Genomic DNA, 15,679 nt, shown 5'->3' with positions numbered 1-15,679 from the left:
CGTCAGGCTTTATCTGTGAGGGTTATCTGCGACTCCCAGTCCGTATCGGGGTGTTGGGCAATCTGCTGTGGCGTCATCGGACGCCCCAGAAGATAACCCTGTAAGGTGTCGCAGCCCAGTTGCGTCAGAAATTCCTGTTGTTGGATCGTTTCAACGCCTTCGGCCACCACTTTCAGGTTCAGCGTCTGGCCGAGGGCAATGATCGCAGAAACGATACTGGCGTCTTCGCTACCGGCAATCAGGTCATTAATAAATGCACCGTCGATTTTCAGCTCACTGGCCGGCAGACGTTTCAGATAGAGCAGGCTGGAATAGCCGGTACCGAAATCATCAATGGAGGCTTTTACGCCGTACTGTGTCAGGCGCTCCAGAATTTCCACGCTGGCATCCGGGTTACGCATCGCGGTGGTTTCTGTCACTTCCAGCGTCAGCATTTCAGGCGGGATCTGATGGCGTTCAATGGTTTCAATCACCATTTCGACCAGATTCGCCTGCTCAAATTGCAGCGCGGAAAGATTCACCGCCACTGTCCATTGCGTATGACCGGCCAGATGCCATTCCCGCAACTGGCGACAGGCTTCATTGAGCACCCATTCGCCAATCGGGATAATCAGTCCGGTTTTTTCCGCCAGCGGCAAAAACACATCCGGGCTGAGGAGGTTACCGTCGCGCTCCCAGCGCAGCAGCGCTTCGAAGCCACTCACCGGCCCGTAAGGCGCAATAAATTTCGGCTGATAGTGCAAACGCAGCTCATGGTGTGCAACCGCCAGACGCAAATCATTGAGCATTTGCAACTGGTTCTGGGCGTTGGCATTCATCGACGGCTGGAAGAAACTGTGGCCGTTACGGCCGGAATTTTTGGTGTGATACATCGCGGCATCAGCATTGAGCATCAGCTCGCGTTCATTCTCGCCATCGCCCGGATACACCGCGATCCCCACGCTGGCAGAGACCAGCAGTTCATAGCGGGAAACGTAAAACGGACGCGCAATCAGATGCACCAGTTTATCGGCCAGTTGCGAGGCATCGGTGGGTTCGGTGATCTCAACCAGCAGCACAAACTCATCGCCGCCGAGCCGCGCCAGCGTATCTGTCGCCCTCAGCTGCGATTGCAGGCGTTCGGTGACTGAAATTAACAGCTGATCGCCGATGTGATGGCCGAAGGCATCGTTAACGGCTTTGAATCCGTCGAGATCGAAAAACAGCACCGCAAACTGTGATTCGCCACGTGACGCTTTCTGAAACGCCTGACTCAGGCGGTCTTCCAGCAACAGACGATTTGGCAAATGGGTCAGATTGTCGTGCAGCGCCAGTTGGGTCAGCTCGCGGTTCGCCTGTGCCAGCGAAGATGCCAGAATCGAGGTGCGTGCCTGCATCCGGCCATCAAGAATAGAAATGATCAGGGTGATTGCCAGAATCGCCAGCGTGACCACAATCACCAGCAGTGCCAGCCAGTTATTGTCTACGCCGCTGAACGCCGCCATACTGTGGCTGTCCATCGGGAATTGTGCCGCAGCCATGCCGATGTAATGCATACCGACAATGGCAGCGCCCATTACCACCGCAGCGCTGATGCGCAGCAGACGGACATTGGGTGACTGATGACGCAGATTGAACGCCATCCACAGCGCCGCGCCGGAGGCGACAATCGCCACTCCCACAGATAACGCGACCCAACGGTAATCGTAGACAATGGGCGGCATCATCTGCATCGCCGCCATACCCGTGTAATGCATCGCGGCAATACCGCCGCCCATCAGCAAGGCACCGGCAAGTAACCGCCCGGTGGGTAACTCCTCAAGGCATACCAGCCACAGCGCAAAAGCTGAGGAAATGATGGCAATCAGCATAGAAAGCAGGGTAATTAAAGGGTCGTAACCCATTGGCATCGAAGCATTAAAGGCCAGCATGCCGATAAAATGCATCGACCAGATGCCGATACCCATTGCAATGGCGCCACCTGTTAACCAAAGTCGGGAAGCCTTTCCCTCTGTGGTGGCAACCCGGCCTGCCATATCAAGCGCGGTATAAGAGGCAAGCATTGCAACAATGAACGAAAACATTACAAGCACATTGTTGTAATTACTGGAAAACATGTGAGGCTCCACCAACAGAGAGTCGAAAGCGACGGGTTGATTTGTTATCCGGCGATAATGGCATTAAGCCTTATTAAAGGCGAACGAAGTTGCGATAATTTTTTTGGCATAATTAAGATTAATCCGTAAGTGATTTTAATCAAATAAAAAGATTTTTGATAAATTAACCCTGAAGAAAGTCAGGGTTATTAAAACGAATCTGATACGCGCTTTGAAAGTGTTGTCTATAGTTAACAAATAATTAATTGAAAAAGGACAGAAGACTTTTATGCTAACTGTGCATCATTTGGATAATTCCCGTTCACAGCGAATCTTATGGATGCTCGAAGAATTGGGCGTCCCTTACGAAATCAAATGTTATCAGCGGGATAAAGGAACCATGCTGGCGCCGCCATCGCTGAAAAAAGTCCATCCTCTGGGCAAGTCACCGGTGCTGGAAGACAACGGGCTGATCCTTGCGGAATCTGGCGCCATCATTGAATACCTGCAGGAAGTGTACGATGAGGCGGGCACGCTGAAACCCACGGCGTTTGCTGAGCATCAGCAGTATCGCTACTGGATGCACTACGCTGAAGGTTCTCTGATGCCTTTGCTGGTGATGAAGCTGATTTTTAGCCGTCTGGGTAAACCGCCGATGCCGTGGCTCATCCGTCCGATTGCCGGCGCCATAGGACAGGGCGTGCAGAAGAATTATCTGGATAAGCAGATTTATACGCATATGGATTATCTTGAACAGCATCTGAGTACACATCCTTATTTCGCCGGTCAACAGTTCAGCGCGGCAGATATTCAGATGAGTTTCCCGATAGAGGCGATCAATGCCCGCGCCGGACTGGAAAAATATCCTCTGCTGAAGGCCTGGTTATCGAATGTCACCGCGCGTCCGGCATATCAGAAAGTGCTGGAAAACGGCGGTTCGTTTAATATTTTGCGTTAATTTCTTATCCATTTTTTATATTTTCAGGCGTTCATTGCGGGCTGAGTTTTACGTAATAAACGTCTTATAAAAGATAAACCACAATAAATACCCTGTTATTTATTTCCCTTCTTTCCCCTCCTTGTTTGTCTCTTTTTCTGCCACCGGATAAATTTCCACCACAACCGCGTTTTTATTGACCAGACAACGGTAAATTGTTGTCATTCACGGTTGATGTACGGCGGTTAAAGGCAGGATAATCGTTTGCGTAATTTTTTGTCCTGCCACACGCGATGCGAGTTAAACGTTTGCCTTGCCGTTCTGACGCCGTTTTCGGCGATTTCAGGCGACAAATAAGGAAGTGAACGTGCAGAAACGGTTTCATAATGACCACGCCGGCTAATCAGTAAAGACATTCAGAGGATTTTCCATGTCGAGTCAACAACCTCAAGCTGGCCGCGCAGTTGCGCCAAAAGGCCCGCTTGATGCTTTTTTCAAAATCAGTGCGCGTGGCAGTAACGTCCGCCAGGAAGTTATCGCTGGCTTAACCACCTTTCTGGCGATGGTCTATTCGGTGATTGTCGTGCCCTCGATGCTCGGCAAAGCGGGCTTCTCGCCAACCGCAGTGTTTGTCGCGACCTGTCTGGTCGCCGGTTTCGGCTCCCTGCTGATGGGGCTGTGGGCGAATTTGCCGCTGGCGATTGGTTGCGCCATTTCTCTGACTGCTTTTACCGCGTTTAGTCTGGTTCTCGGCCAGCACATCAGCGTACCGGTGGCGCTCGGCGCGGTATTTCTGATGGGCGTGTTGTTCACCATTATCTCGGTGACCGGCATCCGTTCGTGGATTTTGCGCAATCTGCCAACCGGCGTTGCGCACGGTACCGGTATTGGTATCGGCCTGTTCCTGTTACTGATCGCCGCCAATGGCGTCGGTCTGGTGGTGAAAAACCCGCTGGACGGCTTACCGGTGGCACTCGGCGCATTTACCTCATTCCCGGTCGTGATGACGTTGCTTGGTCTGGCGGTGATTTTTGGCCTGGAGAAACTGCGCGTTCCGGGCGGCATCTTGCTGGTGATTATCGCGATTTCCATTATCGGCCTGATCTTCGATCCAACAGTGAAATATCAGGGTTTATTCGCCATGCCTTCTCTGGCGGGGGCTGACGGTAAATCGGTGATTTTCGATCTCGATATTCTGGGTGCAATGAAAGCAGCTGTATTGCCCAGCGTGCTGGCACTGGTGATGACAGCGGTGTTTGATGCCACCGGCACCATCCGCGCTGTCGCCGGACAGGCAAACTTACTGGATGAAAACGGCCAGATCATCAGCGGCGGTAAAGCCCTGACGGCTGACTCCGTGAGCAGTATTTTCGCCTCCCTGGTTGGCGCATCTCCGGCAGCGGTTTATATCGAATCGGCAGCCGGTACGGCGGCGGGCGGCAAAACCGGTCTGACGGCTACCGTCGTCGGTGTGCTGTTCCTGCTGATGTTGTTCCTCTCTCCGCTGTCTTATCTGGTACCGGCTTACGCCACCGCACCCGCGCTGATGTACGTGGGTTTGCTGATGCTCAGTAATGTCACCAAACTGGATTTCAATGATTTCGTGGATGCGATGTCAGGGTTACTGTGCGCAGTATTTATCGTTCTGACCTGTAACATCGTCACCGGTATTATGCTCGGTTTCAGCGCACTGGTGATTGGACGCATCTTCTCCGGCGAATGGCGAAAACTGAACATCGGCACGGTGATTATCGCCGTAGCGTTAGTGGTGTTTTATGCGGGCGGATGGGCGATTTGATCTGTTTGCTCCCTCCCCTGCGAAGGGGAGGGTTGGGGTGGGGTATTAATGACGAATCAGTAGGTTGAAGTGTGCTTTGGCATGAGTTTTGTCATTAAAACCCCCTCCCGTCCTCCCCCTTCGCAGGGGGAGGAGCAAACCCTCTCTGATGTAACCGCACGCACTGATTTAAATCCCGTCCCCTTTTGATCTACTATTCCAAGGTTCGCTCCGGACTCACTCACCTGTGTCTGGCTGAAATTCATAAAAACAAGAGTCTAAGGAAAGCATGGAAATCTTCTTTACCATTCTGATTTTGATTCTGGTGGTGTCGCTCTCCGGTGTCGTCACCAGAATGTTGCCGTTTCAGGTTCCTCTTCCATTAATGCAGATTGCCGTCGGTGCTTTGCTGGCGTGGCCCAATTTTGGCCTGCACGTGGACTTCGATCCGGAACTGTTTCTCGTCCTCTTTATCCCGCCGTTGCTGTTCGCCGATGGCTGGAAAACCCCGACCCGTGAATTCCTCCACCACGGGCGCGAAATTCTCGGGCTGGCGCTGGTGCTGGTGCTGCTCACTGTCGTCGGTATCGGTTATCTGATTTATATGATGGTGCCGGATATTCCGCTGGTGGCCGCGTTCGCGCTGGCTGCGGTGCTGTCGCCGACCGATGCCGTGGCACTGGGCGGCATTGTCGGTAAGGGCCGCATTCCGAAGTCGATCATGAGCGTGCTGGAAGGTGAAGCGCTGATGAATGACGCGTCCGGTCTGGTGTCGCTGAAATTCGCTATCGCCGTGGCGATGGGCACGATGATCTTTACCGTCGGTGGTGCCAGTGTAGAGTTCCTGAAAGTCGCGATTGGCGGTCTGATGGCCGGTGTGGCGGTGACGTGGTTGTACAGTAAATCGCTGCGCATTATGAGCCGCTGGAGCGGTGATGATCCGGCGACACAAATCGTGTTCCTGCTGCTGTTGCCGTTCGCGTCTTATCTGATTGCCGAACATATCGGTGTGTCGGGCATTTTGGCCGCTGTGGCTGCAGGGATGACCATCAGCCAGTCCGGCATTATTCGTAATGCACCGCTGGCGATGCGTCTGCGTGCGAACAGCGTCTGGGCGATGCTTGAGTTCGTGTTCAACGGCATGGTGTTCATCATGCTGGGCCTGCAATTGCCGGGCATTCTTGAGAACTCAATTGATCAGGCGACACACGACCCGTCTATCGTGACGTGGCACCTGTTTGCTGATGTCGGGATTATCTACTTTGCGCTGCTGATCCTGCGTTTCGTCTGGTTGTGGGTGATGAAGAATTTCAGCAACCGTTTCCTGAAAAAGAAACCGCTGCTGTTTGGCAGCTACAGTACGCGTGAACTGTGGGTGGCGTCTTTTGCCGGTGTGCGCGGAGCCATTACGCTGGCCGGTGTGTTGTCGATTCCGTTATTCCTCGCCGATGGTTCGGCGTTTCCGTCGCGTTATCAGCTGGTGTTCCTGGCGACCGGCGTCATTCTGTTCTCGCTGATTGCCGGTGTGATTGCCTTGCCGTTCCTGCTCAAAGGCGTGGTAGTGGCGGATGGTACCGCTTATCGCGAAGAAGAGCGCATGGCGAAATCGGTCGCGGCGGAAGTGGCGATTGAAAGCCTGCATAAGATGGAAGAGCGTCTGGCGGCGGATACCGAAGAAAATATTGATGAACAGACGCTGAAGGAAATCAGTTCGCGGGTTATCGGGACGTTACGGCGACGTACGGCCAACCGCGATGATATGGAAACCGCGCTGAAGCTGGAAAACCTTGAGCGCCGCTTCCGTCTGACTGCGCTGCGCGCTGAACGTGGTGAGCTGTATCACCTGCGTGCCACGCAGAAAATCAGTAACGAGACGCTGCAAAAACTGCTGCATGACCTCGATTTACTTGAAGCGCTGCTTGTCGAAAAAGAAGTGTAGTTTCTGTCAGAAATGAAAAAACCGCGTGCGCTGCCAGGTTCACGCGGTTTTTTATTGGCTATTTCCAGTAGTCGCGGCACAACGTGATCCACGCCTGTGCACTGTGCGAGAGATAGCTGCCCTGATGCCAGATCAGCCCGAGCTGCCACGGCATCAGCGGATCCAGTGGCAGCCACATCAGCGCATTCTTATCCAGCCGCTGACAGACCGGTTCCGGCAAAATTGCCACACCCATACCGGTTTGTACCATCGCCGCCAGGAAATCCCACTGCCCGCTGCGCGCCGCAATTTTTGGCGTAAAGCCGTGTGAGGTAAAGGCGTCCATCAGCTGGCGGTACAGGGCAAAATCTTCGTTATAAATCAGGATGCTTTCATCAGCCAGATCACTGAACCCGATGCGCGTGCGGTTCAGCCAGTGCGGCGTGCGCGGCACCACAACGCACAGCGGATGACTGAACAGCAGCAGTGAGGCGATAGACGGCACGGCGTCAGCGGGCAGGGCAGTCAGCGCCAGATCCAGCTCGCCGGAAATCACAGCCTGTTGCACGGTCAGCCCGCCAAACTCGGAAATAATCAGTTCAATGCCGGGATATTGCTGGCGGAAGCTGCCGATAAGTGGCGCGATTTGCGTCCCGACCATCGGCGGAATGCCCAGCCGCAGATGACCGGATTTCAGCGAGTTAATGTCTTCCAGTTCCGCTTCAAGCTGGCGGAATTCCTCGAGGATATTCAGGCCACGCTGATACAACGCCTGACCGCTGTCGGTCAGGTGTAAACGCCGCCCTTCGCGGACAATCAGCGTGCATTCCAGTTCTTCTTCCAGATGACGCAGCATTTTGCTGATCGTTGGCTGGGTGACGAACAACTTTTCCGCCGCGCGGGTAAAGCTCTGCTGGCGAACCACTTCGACAAAATAGCGTAAGGTACGGACGTCCATGGGCTGATGTTTCCCCGGTCAGATCGGCGAGTTACAAAGTATTCCAAACTGGAATCATTTTTATGATTTTAATTCATTTCTTTACCGGTTTCCTGCCAGCGTATACTTCATTTTCACACTTTTCCCTCTTTCGAGGTCGTCCCCATGTTGTTGGCGTTGCGCACTAAAGCGCCGTCCCTGCTGACCCGTTGTCAGATCCCTGTTCAGGTGGTGTTGTACGCGGTGTTATTCGTTATCGCTGATCGTCTGGTCACTGCGTTACATCTGCCGTTACCCGCCAATATTGTCGGGATGCTGATGCTTTTACTGCTGATTATGTTGCGTATTTTGCCTGTGAAATGGGTGAAAGCCGGTTCCCGCTGGTTGCTGGCAGAAATGCTGCTGTTCTTCGTACCAGCCGTGGTGGCTGTGGTGAATTACGCCCAGTTGCTGATGATCGAAGGCTGGAAAATCTTTCTGGTGATTGGGATCAGCACGATGCTGACGCTCGGGGCGACCGCCGTGGTGGTCGATAAAGTGTATCGTCTGGAGCAGCGTCTGGCGGCAAGGAAGGCGAGCCGTGACTGATTTACTGATCAGCATGTTGTGTTTTGTGGTCACCCTCGGGTTGTATTACGGCAACAAAAAACTGTACCGCCAGAAGCGCACACTGCTGCTGATGCCACTGGTGTTCACGCCGATTGTACTGGTGATTTTGCTGGTGGTGACGCACACGTCGTATCAGGATTACCTCGGTGAGACGCACTGGTTGTTATGGCTGCTCGGGCCGTCAACCATCGCGTTTGCGGTGCCGGTTTACGAGAATATGGCGGTGATCCGCCGTCACTGGATGTCGCTGAGTGCGGGCGTGCTGACGGCGATAGTCGTTGCCGTCGGCAGTTCCGTCTGGCTGGCGCGCATGCTGACCCTGCCCGAAGAAATCCAGCGTAGTCTGGCGGTACGCTCTATCACTACGCCGTTTGCACTGGCAGCCGCGAAACAAATGGGTGGCCAGCCTGATCTGGTCGCGTTGTTTGTGGTGATCACCGGCGTATTCGGCATGGCGGTCGGGGATATGCTGTTTCTGCGTCTGGCAGTGAAAAGCGGACTGGCAAAAGGCGCCGGTTTCGGTGCGGCGTCGCACGGTGCGGGTACGGCGAGAGCCTATGAGCTGGGCGCGGAAGAAGGCGTGGTATCAAGCCTGGTGATGATGCTGGCGGGTGTGGTCACCGTGGTGATTGCGCCGGTGATCGGCGGGGTGATGTGGTGATGATCTTTTGAAAAAGATCTGAAACTTTAAATTCAAATTCAAATTCAAATTCAAGGTCGTGGGCGTCGGCCCACACCGACCAGAGACCCGGTAACGCGCGGGCCTCTGGACTCCGCGCTTTTTTACTACGTGCTCCGCTCGCTGGCTATGTTTCAGGTGCCGCAGCGATAGCCGCAAAATTCCGCCGCTGCGCGGTGCCCTCCGTTCGGGTTACAACCCGCGCAAAAAGACGCGCGGTTTTCCACCTCTCCTCCGGCGGTATTTTGGAACCGGCCTCAACGTTAACTTCACAACCTCACTGATTTTGATATGAAAAACCTATTGGTTTTGAATTTAAGGTCGTGCGGGCGTTTCAGAAAGCTTGCTGAATGAGAGGTTGCAGACCTGAGGCTGCAATCCCGAAATGAAGGAACCGCGCAGCGGCAAGATTTCCAGCCTGTCACTGTGGTGGCTGAAACATGGCCAGCGAGCGATAGCGCCGTAAAAAGACGCGGGAGATCCAAGAGGGGCCCGTCCTGGCCCCTTTTGGGCGGTTTCGGCGCAGCGCGATAAGTGATCATCGCTATTGAGAAACCGAAATTTTCACACTTCTGCTCTTAAACGGCGCGCTTAAACACCGCCCGGTGTTTAATGAATCACCTGGGACAGGAACTCCCTTGTCCTCGCCGACTTCGGATTGGCAAAGAACTCCAGCGGTGGCGCCTGCTCTACGATCTCCCCGCGATCCATAAAGATCACCCGGTCGGCGACAGTTCTTGCAAAGCCCATTTCATGCGTTACACACAACATGGTCATGCCTTCTTCCGCCAGCGTGATCATGGTGTCCAGCACCTCTTTCACCATTTCCGGATCGAGCGCAGAAGTCGGTTCATCAAACAGCATAATTTTGGGCTTCATACACAGCGAACGGGCGATCGCCACACGCTGTTGCTGACCACCGGAAAGCTGGCCGGGGAATTTATGTGCATGCTCGGCGATACGGACACGTTTCAGGTAATGCATCGCCAGTTCTTCGGCTTCTTTCTTTGGCATCTTACGCACCCAGCAGGGTGCCAGGGTGCAGTTTTGCAAGACGGTCAGATGCGGGAACAGGTTGAAATGCTGGAACACCATACCGACTTCGGTACGCACGCGTTCAATATTGCGCAAGTCGTCGTTCAGTTCGGTTCCGTCCACCACGATGCGCCCTTGCTGGTGCTCTTCCAGATGGTTAATGCAACGGATGGTCGTTGATTTCCCCGAGCCGGAAGGGCCGCACAACACGATACGTTCACGCGGTTTCACGCTCAGGTTGATGTCTTTCAATACGTGGAACTGTCCGTACCACTTATTCACGTTTTCCAGCGTGATCATCATATTTTGGTTTTCAGTGACTTGATGGTCGCTCATGGTTTACCTCAGTGTGCGGAACGTCCGGTGTGAAAGCGTCTTTCCAAATGCTGGCTATAACGCGACATGCTAAAACAGAAAATCCAGTAGACGGCGGCGGCGAAGACGTAGCCTTCGGTTGACATGCCCAGCCATTCAGGATCGACGGTGGCTTGCTGGACGCTGCTGAACAAATCAAACAGGCCGATGATGATCACCAGACTGGTGTCCTTAAACAGCGCGATAATAGTGTTGACCAGACCCGGTATCACCATTTTCAGCGCCTGCGGCAGAATGACTAAGCCTTGCGTTTTCCAGTAGCCGAGCGCCAGTGATTCGGCGGCCTCCGTCTGGCCTTTCGGCAGCGCCTGTAACCCGCCGCGCACCACTTCCGCGACATACGCCGACTGGAACAGCACCACCCCCACCAGCGCACGCACCAGTTTGTCGATACTCGTCCCTTCGGTCATAAACAGCGGCAGCATCACCGAGGACATGAACAGCACGGTGATAAGCGGCACGCCGCGCCAGAACTCAATGAAAATCACCGACAGAATACGCACGACAGGCAGGCTTGAGCGCCGTGCCAGCGCCAGCATAATGCCCAGCGGTAACGCACCGGCAATGCCGACAGCGGCAATGATCAGCGTCAGCGTCAGGCCACCCCACTGGCGGGTTTCGACGCGACTCAACCCCAGGAAACCGCCGTACAGCATGATCCAGGTGAAAATCGGGAAGAGCACCATCCAGCAGGCGATATAACGTCCGCGGCGTGGCATGGCTTTAAAGAAGATCGGTGCAAGGGTCAGCAGACCGACGATCAGTGTGACGTTGATGCGCCAGCGTTGATCGAACGGATACAGCCCGTACATGAACTGGCCGAAACGTGCGTGGATAAACACCCAGCACGCGCCAGCTTTGGTGCAGTCAGTGCGCGCCGTGCCAACCCAGTTGGCCTGGAAAATCACCCAGTTCAACAGCGGAGGGATCAGCAGCCACATCAGCCATAAACAGAACAGCGTCAGCAGGCTGTTAAACCAACTGGAGAACAAATTTTTACGCGCCCAGAGCACGGCCGTTCCGAGTGGCGTTCCGGGTTTCACGGCTCTGACTCCCGGAGGAAGTGTTGTCATTGTCATGGGATTCCCTTAACGCTCGACCAGCGCGATACGCCGGTTGTAAATGTTCATCAGGAAGGAAATTGCCAGGCTGATGATCAGGTACACCGACATCGTAATAGCAATGGTTTCAATTGCCTGACCAGTCTGATTGAGCACGGTACCGGCGAACAGCGACACCATATCCGGATAGCCAATTGCAGCCGCCAGAGAGGAGTTTTTCACGATATTGAGATACTGGCTGGTCAGCGGTGGAATGATCACCCGCATGGCCTGCGGCAAAATCACCTGACGCAACGTGACAGGATTCGGCAATCCTAACGAACGGGCGGCTTCATGCTGACCGTGTGAGACAGACTGAATGCCGGATCGGATCACTTCGGCGATAAACGTTGAGGTATAGACCGATAATGCCAGGGTTAACGCCGCCAGTTCCGGGATCAGCACCATGCCGCCACGGAAGTTGAACCCGCGTAGCGCAGGCACGTCCCAGTGCAGCGCAGGCCCGAAAATCAGGTGCGCCAGCGCCGGAAAGACAACCAGCATCACAATCGCCCACGGCCAGATATGCCAGATCCGGCCGGTGTGAATCTGGCGGAAATGGTTGTAGCGTTGCAGCGCGATGATGCCAAAAATCGCCAGCAGCACGGCGATAAAGCCCGCCAGACTGCCCGGTGCCAGTTCCGGTGAGGGCAGATACAGGCCACGGTTACTGACGAAAGCCAGGTCAAAAGCATTCAGACTCTGACGCGGCCCCGGCAGGTTACGCAGTACGGCGAAATACCAGAAGAAGATTTGCAGCAGCGGGGGAATGTTACGGAACGTCTCGATATATACCGTCGAGACTTTGCGAATCAGCCAGTTATCGGAAAGGCGTCCTAAGCCGATAATGAACCCGAGAATCGAGGCAAAAACGATACACAGCGCGGAAACCAGCAGCGTATTCAGCAGACCGATAACAAATACGCGGGCGTAGGTGTCACCTTCCTGGTAATCAATAAGATGCTGAACAATGCCGAAACCGGCACCTTTTTCAAGAAACGCAAATCCCGAGGTGATCCCTCGTGTAGTCAGATTGGTAATGGTGTTGTGGAGCAGGTAACCCAAACAGGCTACCAGCAACACCACCGCGAAAATTTGGTAAATCCAGGCTCGTACGGCTGGGTTGGTCAGCGATAACGAACCTTTTTCGGTTGGGCGTTGCGACATAGTGAATGGCCTTTAGCAATCTTTCACCGGGAAGTGATGCACCGGGGAACGGCCGGTGCATCAACATCCTTAAACACTTTTCAACTTCATGAAGAAAGGATATTTAGCGAACTGGAGGCGCGTATTGGATCCCGCCTTTATTCCACAATGCGTTCTGGCCACGTTTGATTTTCAGCTCGCTGCCCTGACCGACGTTGCGTTCAAAGCTTTCGCCGTAGTTGCCGACCTGTTTAACGATTTTTACTACCCAGTCATTAGGTACTTTCAGGTCAGCACCGTAAGTCCCGGTTTTGCCCAGCAGGTTGCTCATATCAGGGGTCGTCGGGTTAGCCGCCAGCTTATCCACGTTCTGAGAGGTTACGCCCATTTCTTCAGCGTTCAGCATCGCGAACAGTGACCAGCGGACGATCGCCAGCCAGTCTTCGTCACCACGACGAACCACCGGACCCAGCGGTTCTTTAGAAATCACTTCCGGCAGAACGATGAATTCGTCTGGTTTGCCGAGTTTGATACGCAGTGCGTACAACTGAGACTGGTCAGAGGCCAGGGTGTCACAACGACCTGAGTCCAGCGCTTTCGCACTTTCGTCCGAGCGGTCGAAGGTGACCGGGGTGTAAGTCATTTTGTTGGCTTTGAAGTAGTCAGCCACGTTCAGCTCGGTATCTGTACCGGCCTGCAGACAGACCGTTGCGCCATCAAGTTCTTTCGCGCTTTTCAGGCCCGCTTTCTGGTGAGTCAGGAAGCCGATACCGTCGTAGTAGTTTACGCCGGCGAAAATCATGCCCATGCCCGCATCGCGGGAAGAGGTCCAGGTCGTGTTACGTGACAGGATGTCCACTTCGCCAGACTGCAGCGCGGTGAAACGCTCTTTGGCAGTCAGCGGGGTATATTTCACTTTCTCAGCATCACCAAACACGGCAGCAGCCACCGCACGGCAGACGTCAACGTCGATACCGGTGAATTTGCCTTTGGAGTCAGCGTAAGAGAAGCCTGGCAGGCCGTCGCTGATACCGCATTGAACAAATCCTTTCTTTTTAACGGCATCCAGAGTGGTACCTGCATGAGCCTGACCAACCAGTGTCACGAAGCTTGCTGCGGCAATCAGTGTTGAGAGCAATATTTTTTTCATAAAGCGTCCTGTGAGACAAAACTGAAAATTATTATTGTGTAAGTGCCGGAGCACCCTGTCTGTTTATGGGGCAACGCCCTCTGCACCTGTCTTTGCAAAGGGAGTGCCAACATGAAAAACGCCCCATCAATCAAGTCATGTAGAGGAATTGCACAGTAACATTGACGAGGCGTATAAAATTTATTGCCCCGTTTCAGTGCGCGGTCAATGTGGCTGCGTTAAATGAGTGCGGAATATTTCAATATTGGAGTGCAGATCGCGCTGTTTGCAGCGAAGTGAAATGTGCATTCATATTTGGAAAAAAAATGAGGCAAAACGATGAGTAAATCTCTCAGACCAGGCGTTCTGAGAGATATGTTGGCATGACGGGATTTAAAACAGGGGACATTATCAGTGCAGCGGAGAAAATGGAGTGACTTATTTGGCCTGATCTTTACTGCCTTTGATCAGTTTACGCGCCGCCGCAATCTGGTCATTGTCCGGCGTTTTAGGTTTGGCTTTGTTGAGCGCAGAACTGAGGCCTGAGCGCCCCCAAAGGTCAAAGCTGTCATCATCTTTGAGATGGTCAAAGATAGAAGGTGTCGCGTCGGGTTTTTTAGCCATAAAGATTACAGATCTCTTATTGGATGCAATGAATGAAAAAAGCCCGACGCGGTGGCATCGGGCTACTGTTTTATGGCCTCTGGCGCTTATCGATAAAGCGAAGGCGCACCCGCCGGGCGGGTTTTAAAGCGGCGATGCAGCCAGAGATACTGATCCGGCGCACGCATAATTTCTTTTTCGATCACGCGATTCATGTAGGCTGCTGCCGCCATTTCATCGTCGATCGGGTAATCCTGCAACTGGGGCTGGATAACCAGTTCATAACCCGTACCGCCTGCTTTACGTACCAGCACAACGGTCACTAGCGCAGGTTTTGCCAGACGCGCCAGCATAAAGGTTCCGCTGGTAGTCGCGGCCTGATCGACAGCAAACAGTGGCGCAAATACGCTGCCACGCGGGCCGTAATCCTGATCCGGCGCAAACCAGACAGCTTCGCCTTTTTTAAGCGCGTGAACCATACCGCGTAAATCTTTGCGATCGAGCATCGCCTTGTTAGACCGCATACGACCCCAGGTCTGCACAAATTCCATCGCTTTATTATTGTGCGGGCGATACATCGCCATCATCGGCTGACATAAGCCCATCGCGCGGCCGCCTAATTCCAGCGACATAAAATGCACGCCAATCACCAGCACGCCCTGTTTGTTTTCCTGCGCCTTTTTCAGGTTGTGCAGGCCGCTGACGTCAAACCAGCGTTTAACACGGGCATCCGACCAGAACCAGGCCATGCCGGTTTCCAGCAGGCCCATGCCAAGGGATTCAAAGTTGCTGATGATGCGCGCTTCGACCTGATCAGCGGGGAGATCCGGGAAGCACAATTGCAGGTTACGGCGCGTTATCGACACACGACGTTTCAGGAAACGCATGGACGTCCGGCCCAGCCAGATGCCGAGACGGTTTAACACCGGATAAGGAAGCTGAACCAGCAGGAACAATACGCCAAGGCCAAACCAGGTCAGCCAGTAACGTGGATGTAAAAATGATGCGCGAAAGCGAGGAGAATTCATAAAAGCCCAATCATCTGCATAAAAAACCGGGGTAACGCGTCAGGGGTTAGCTCAGTCGCGATACGAATTGTCTGTTAAAGAGTGGGACAACATGCGGGTGTAAACGTTTCCGAAAGCACATATATTGACTCACTTTTACTTTATCAAGACACAATTAAAAGGCGGGATCGCGAAGCTGAAGGGCTGTCCGTAGGCGTTGAGCGGGGCGAATTCGACTCTTGCCGTGAGTATAACATGTCGTGTGATCTAACCGCAGAGGGTAATTGTCCGATAAACGCACTCTTTACTGTTTATTTACGTGTGGGTTTAGACAATAAAATGAAAACACTAC

13 protein-coding genes are annotated in these 15,679 nt (G+C 53.6%); 5 read left to right on the top strand and 8 right to left on the bottom strand.

Annotation, left to right across the window (positions count from 1 at the left end; translation table 11 throughout):
* Positions 1-2 precede the first annotated feature (2 nt).
* On the bottom strand, positions 3-2,096 hold the full coding sequence (locus AACU55_RS24225; protein WP_037034996.1) for a putative bifunctional diguanylate cyclase/phosphodiesterase: 2,094 nt from the start codon (positions 2,094-2,096) through the stop codon (positions 3-5).
* A gap of 268 nt (positions 2,097-2,364) precedes the next feature.
* Between AACU55_RS24225 and AACU55_RS24220 the strand changes: the two genes are divergently transcribed.
* The 3 genes from AACU55_RS24220 (at position 2,365) to AACU55_RS24210 (ending at position 6,728) form a co-directional block, all read left to right on the top strand.
* Positions 2,365-3,033 carry a glutathione S-transferase family protein gene (locus AACU55_RS24220; RefSeq protein ID WP_134706279.1) on the top strand — a complete coding sequence of 223 codons (669 nt, stop codon included), beginning with the start codon at positions 2,365-2,367 and terminating at the stop codon, positions 3,031-3,033.
* Between the two features lie 409 nt (positions 3,034-3,442).
* Positions 3,443-4,810, top strand: coding sequence for an NCS2 family permease (locus tag AACU55_RS24215; RefSeq protein ID WP_134706278.1), 1,368 nt, complete (start codon positions 3,443-3,445; stop codon positions 4,808-4,810).
* Positions 4,811-5,078: 268 nt separating this feature from the next.
* A complete protein-coding gene (locus tag AACU55_RS24210) occupies positions 5,079-6,728 on the top strand; it encodes a Na+/H+ antiporter (protein WP_013577313.1) in 1,650 nt (549 codons plus the stop codon).
* Between the two features lie 58 nt (positions 6,729-6,786).
* On the opposite strand, the gene AACU55_RS24205 is transcribed toward AACU55_RS24210, so the two are convergent.
* Positions 6,787-7,665: a LysR family transcriptional regulator gene (locus tag AACU55_RS24205; protein WP_013577312.1), complete on the bottom strand. Its 879-nt coding sequence runs from the start codon at positions 7,663-7,665 to the stop codon at positions 6,787-6,789.
* Positions 7,666-7,809: 144 nt separating this feature from the next.
* Between AACU55_RS24205 and AACU55_RS24200 the strand changes: the two genes are divergently transcribed.
* Both AACU55_RS24200 and AACU55_RS24195 read left to right on the top strand, forming a co-directional pair.
* On the top strand, positions 7,810-8,232 hold the full coding sequence (locus tag AACU55_RS24200) for a CidA/LrgA family protein (RefSeq protein ID WP_013577311.1): 423 nt from the start codon (positions 7,810-7,812) through the stop codon (positions 8,230-8,232).
* On the top strand, positions 8,225-8,914 hold the full coding sequence (locus tag AACU55_RS24195; protein WP_013577310.1) for an LrgB family protein: 690 nt from the start codon (positions 8,225-8,227) through the stop codon (positions 8,912-8,914). Before AACU55_RS24200 ends, AACU55_RS24195 begins: the two co-directional genes overlap by 8 nt.
* Positions 8,915-9,541: 627 nt before the next feature.
* On the opposite strand, the gene AACU55_RS24190 is transcribed toward AACU55_RS24195, so the two are convergent.
* From AACU55_RS24190 to lpxP, 6 genes are all read right to left on the bottom strand, one after another.
* Positions 9,542-10,303, bottom strand: a complete 762-nt coding sequence (locus AACU55_RS24190; RefSeq protein WP_013577309.1) for an amino acid ABC transporter ATP-binding protein — start codon at positions 10,301-10,303, stop codon at positions 9,542-9,544.
* A gap of 8 nt (positions 10,304-10,311) precedes the next feature.
* A complete protein-coding gene (locus AACU55_RS24185; RefSeq protein WP_041673173.1) occupies positions 10,312-11,421 on the bottom strand; it encodes an amino acid ABC transporter permease in 1,110 nt (369 codons plus the stop codon).
* 9 nt (positions 11,422-11,430) lie between these two features.
* Positions 11,431-12,609, bottom strand: a complete 1,179-nt coding sequence (locus AACU55_RS24180) for an amino acid ABC transporter permease (protein WP_013577307.1) — start codon at positions 12,607-12,609, stop codon at positions 11,431-11,433.
* Positions 12,610-12,712: 103 nt separating this feature from the next.
* Entirely contained in the window at positions 12,713-13,738 is a 1,026-nt protein-coding gene (locus AACU55_RS24175) for an amino acid ABC transporter substrate-binding protein (protein ID WP_134706277.1), read from the bottom strand.
* Positions 13,739-14,155: 417 nt separating this feature from the next.
* Complete coding sequence (locus tag AACU55_RS24170) at positions 14,156-14,341, bottom strand: hypothetical protein (RefSeq protein WP_013577305.1); 186 nt, start codon at positions 14,339-14,341, stop codon at positions 14,156-14,158.
* Between the two features lie 86 nt (positions 14,342-14,427).
* Positions 14,428-15,348, bottom strand: a complete 921-nt coding sequence (gene lpxP / locus AACU55_RS24165) for a kdo(2)-lipid IV(A) palmitoleoyltransferase (protein ID WP_013577304.1) — start codon at positions 15,346-15,348, stop codon at positions 14,428-14,430.
* Positions 15,349-15,679 lie beyond the last annotated feature (331 nt).

This window comes from Rahnella sp. CJA17(1/100) (assembly GCF_963881615.1).
In the GTDB taxonomy this organism is placed as follows: Bacteria; Pseudomonadota; Gammaproteobacteria; order Enterobacterales; family Enterobacteriaceae; genus Rahnella; species Rahnella aceris.
The sequence above is the reverse complement of the archived record's forward strand: the minus strand, read 5'-3'. Positions and strand labels throughout refer to the sequence as shown.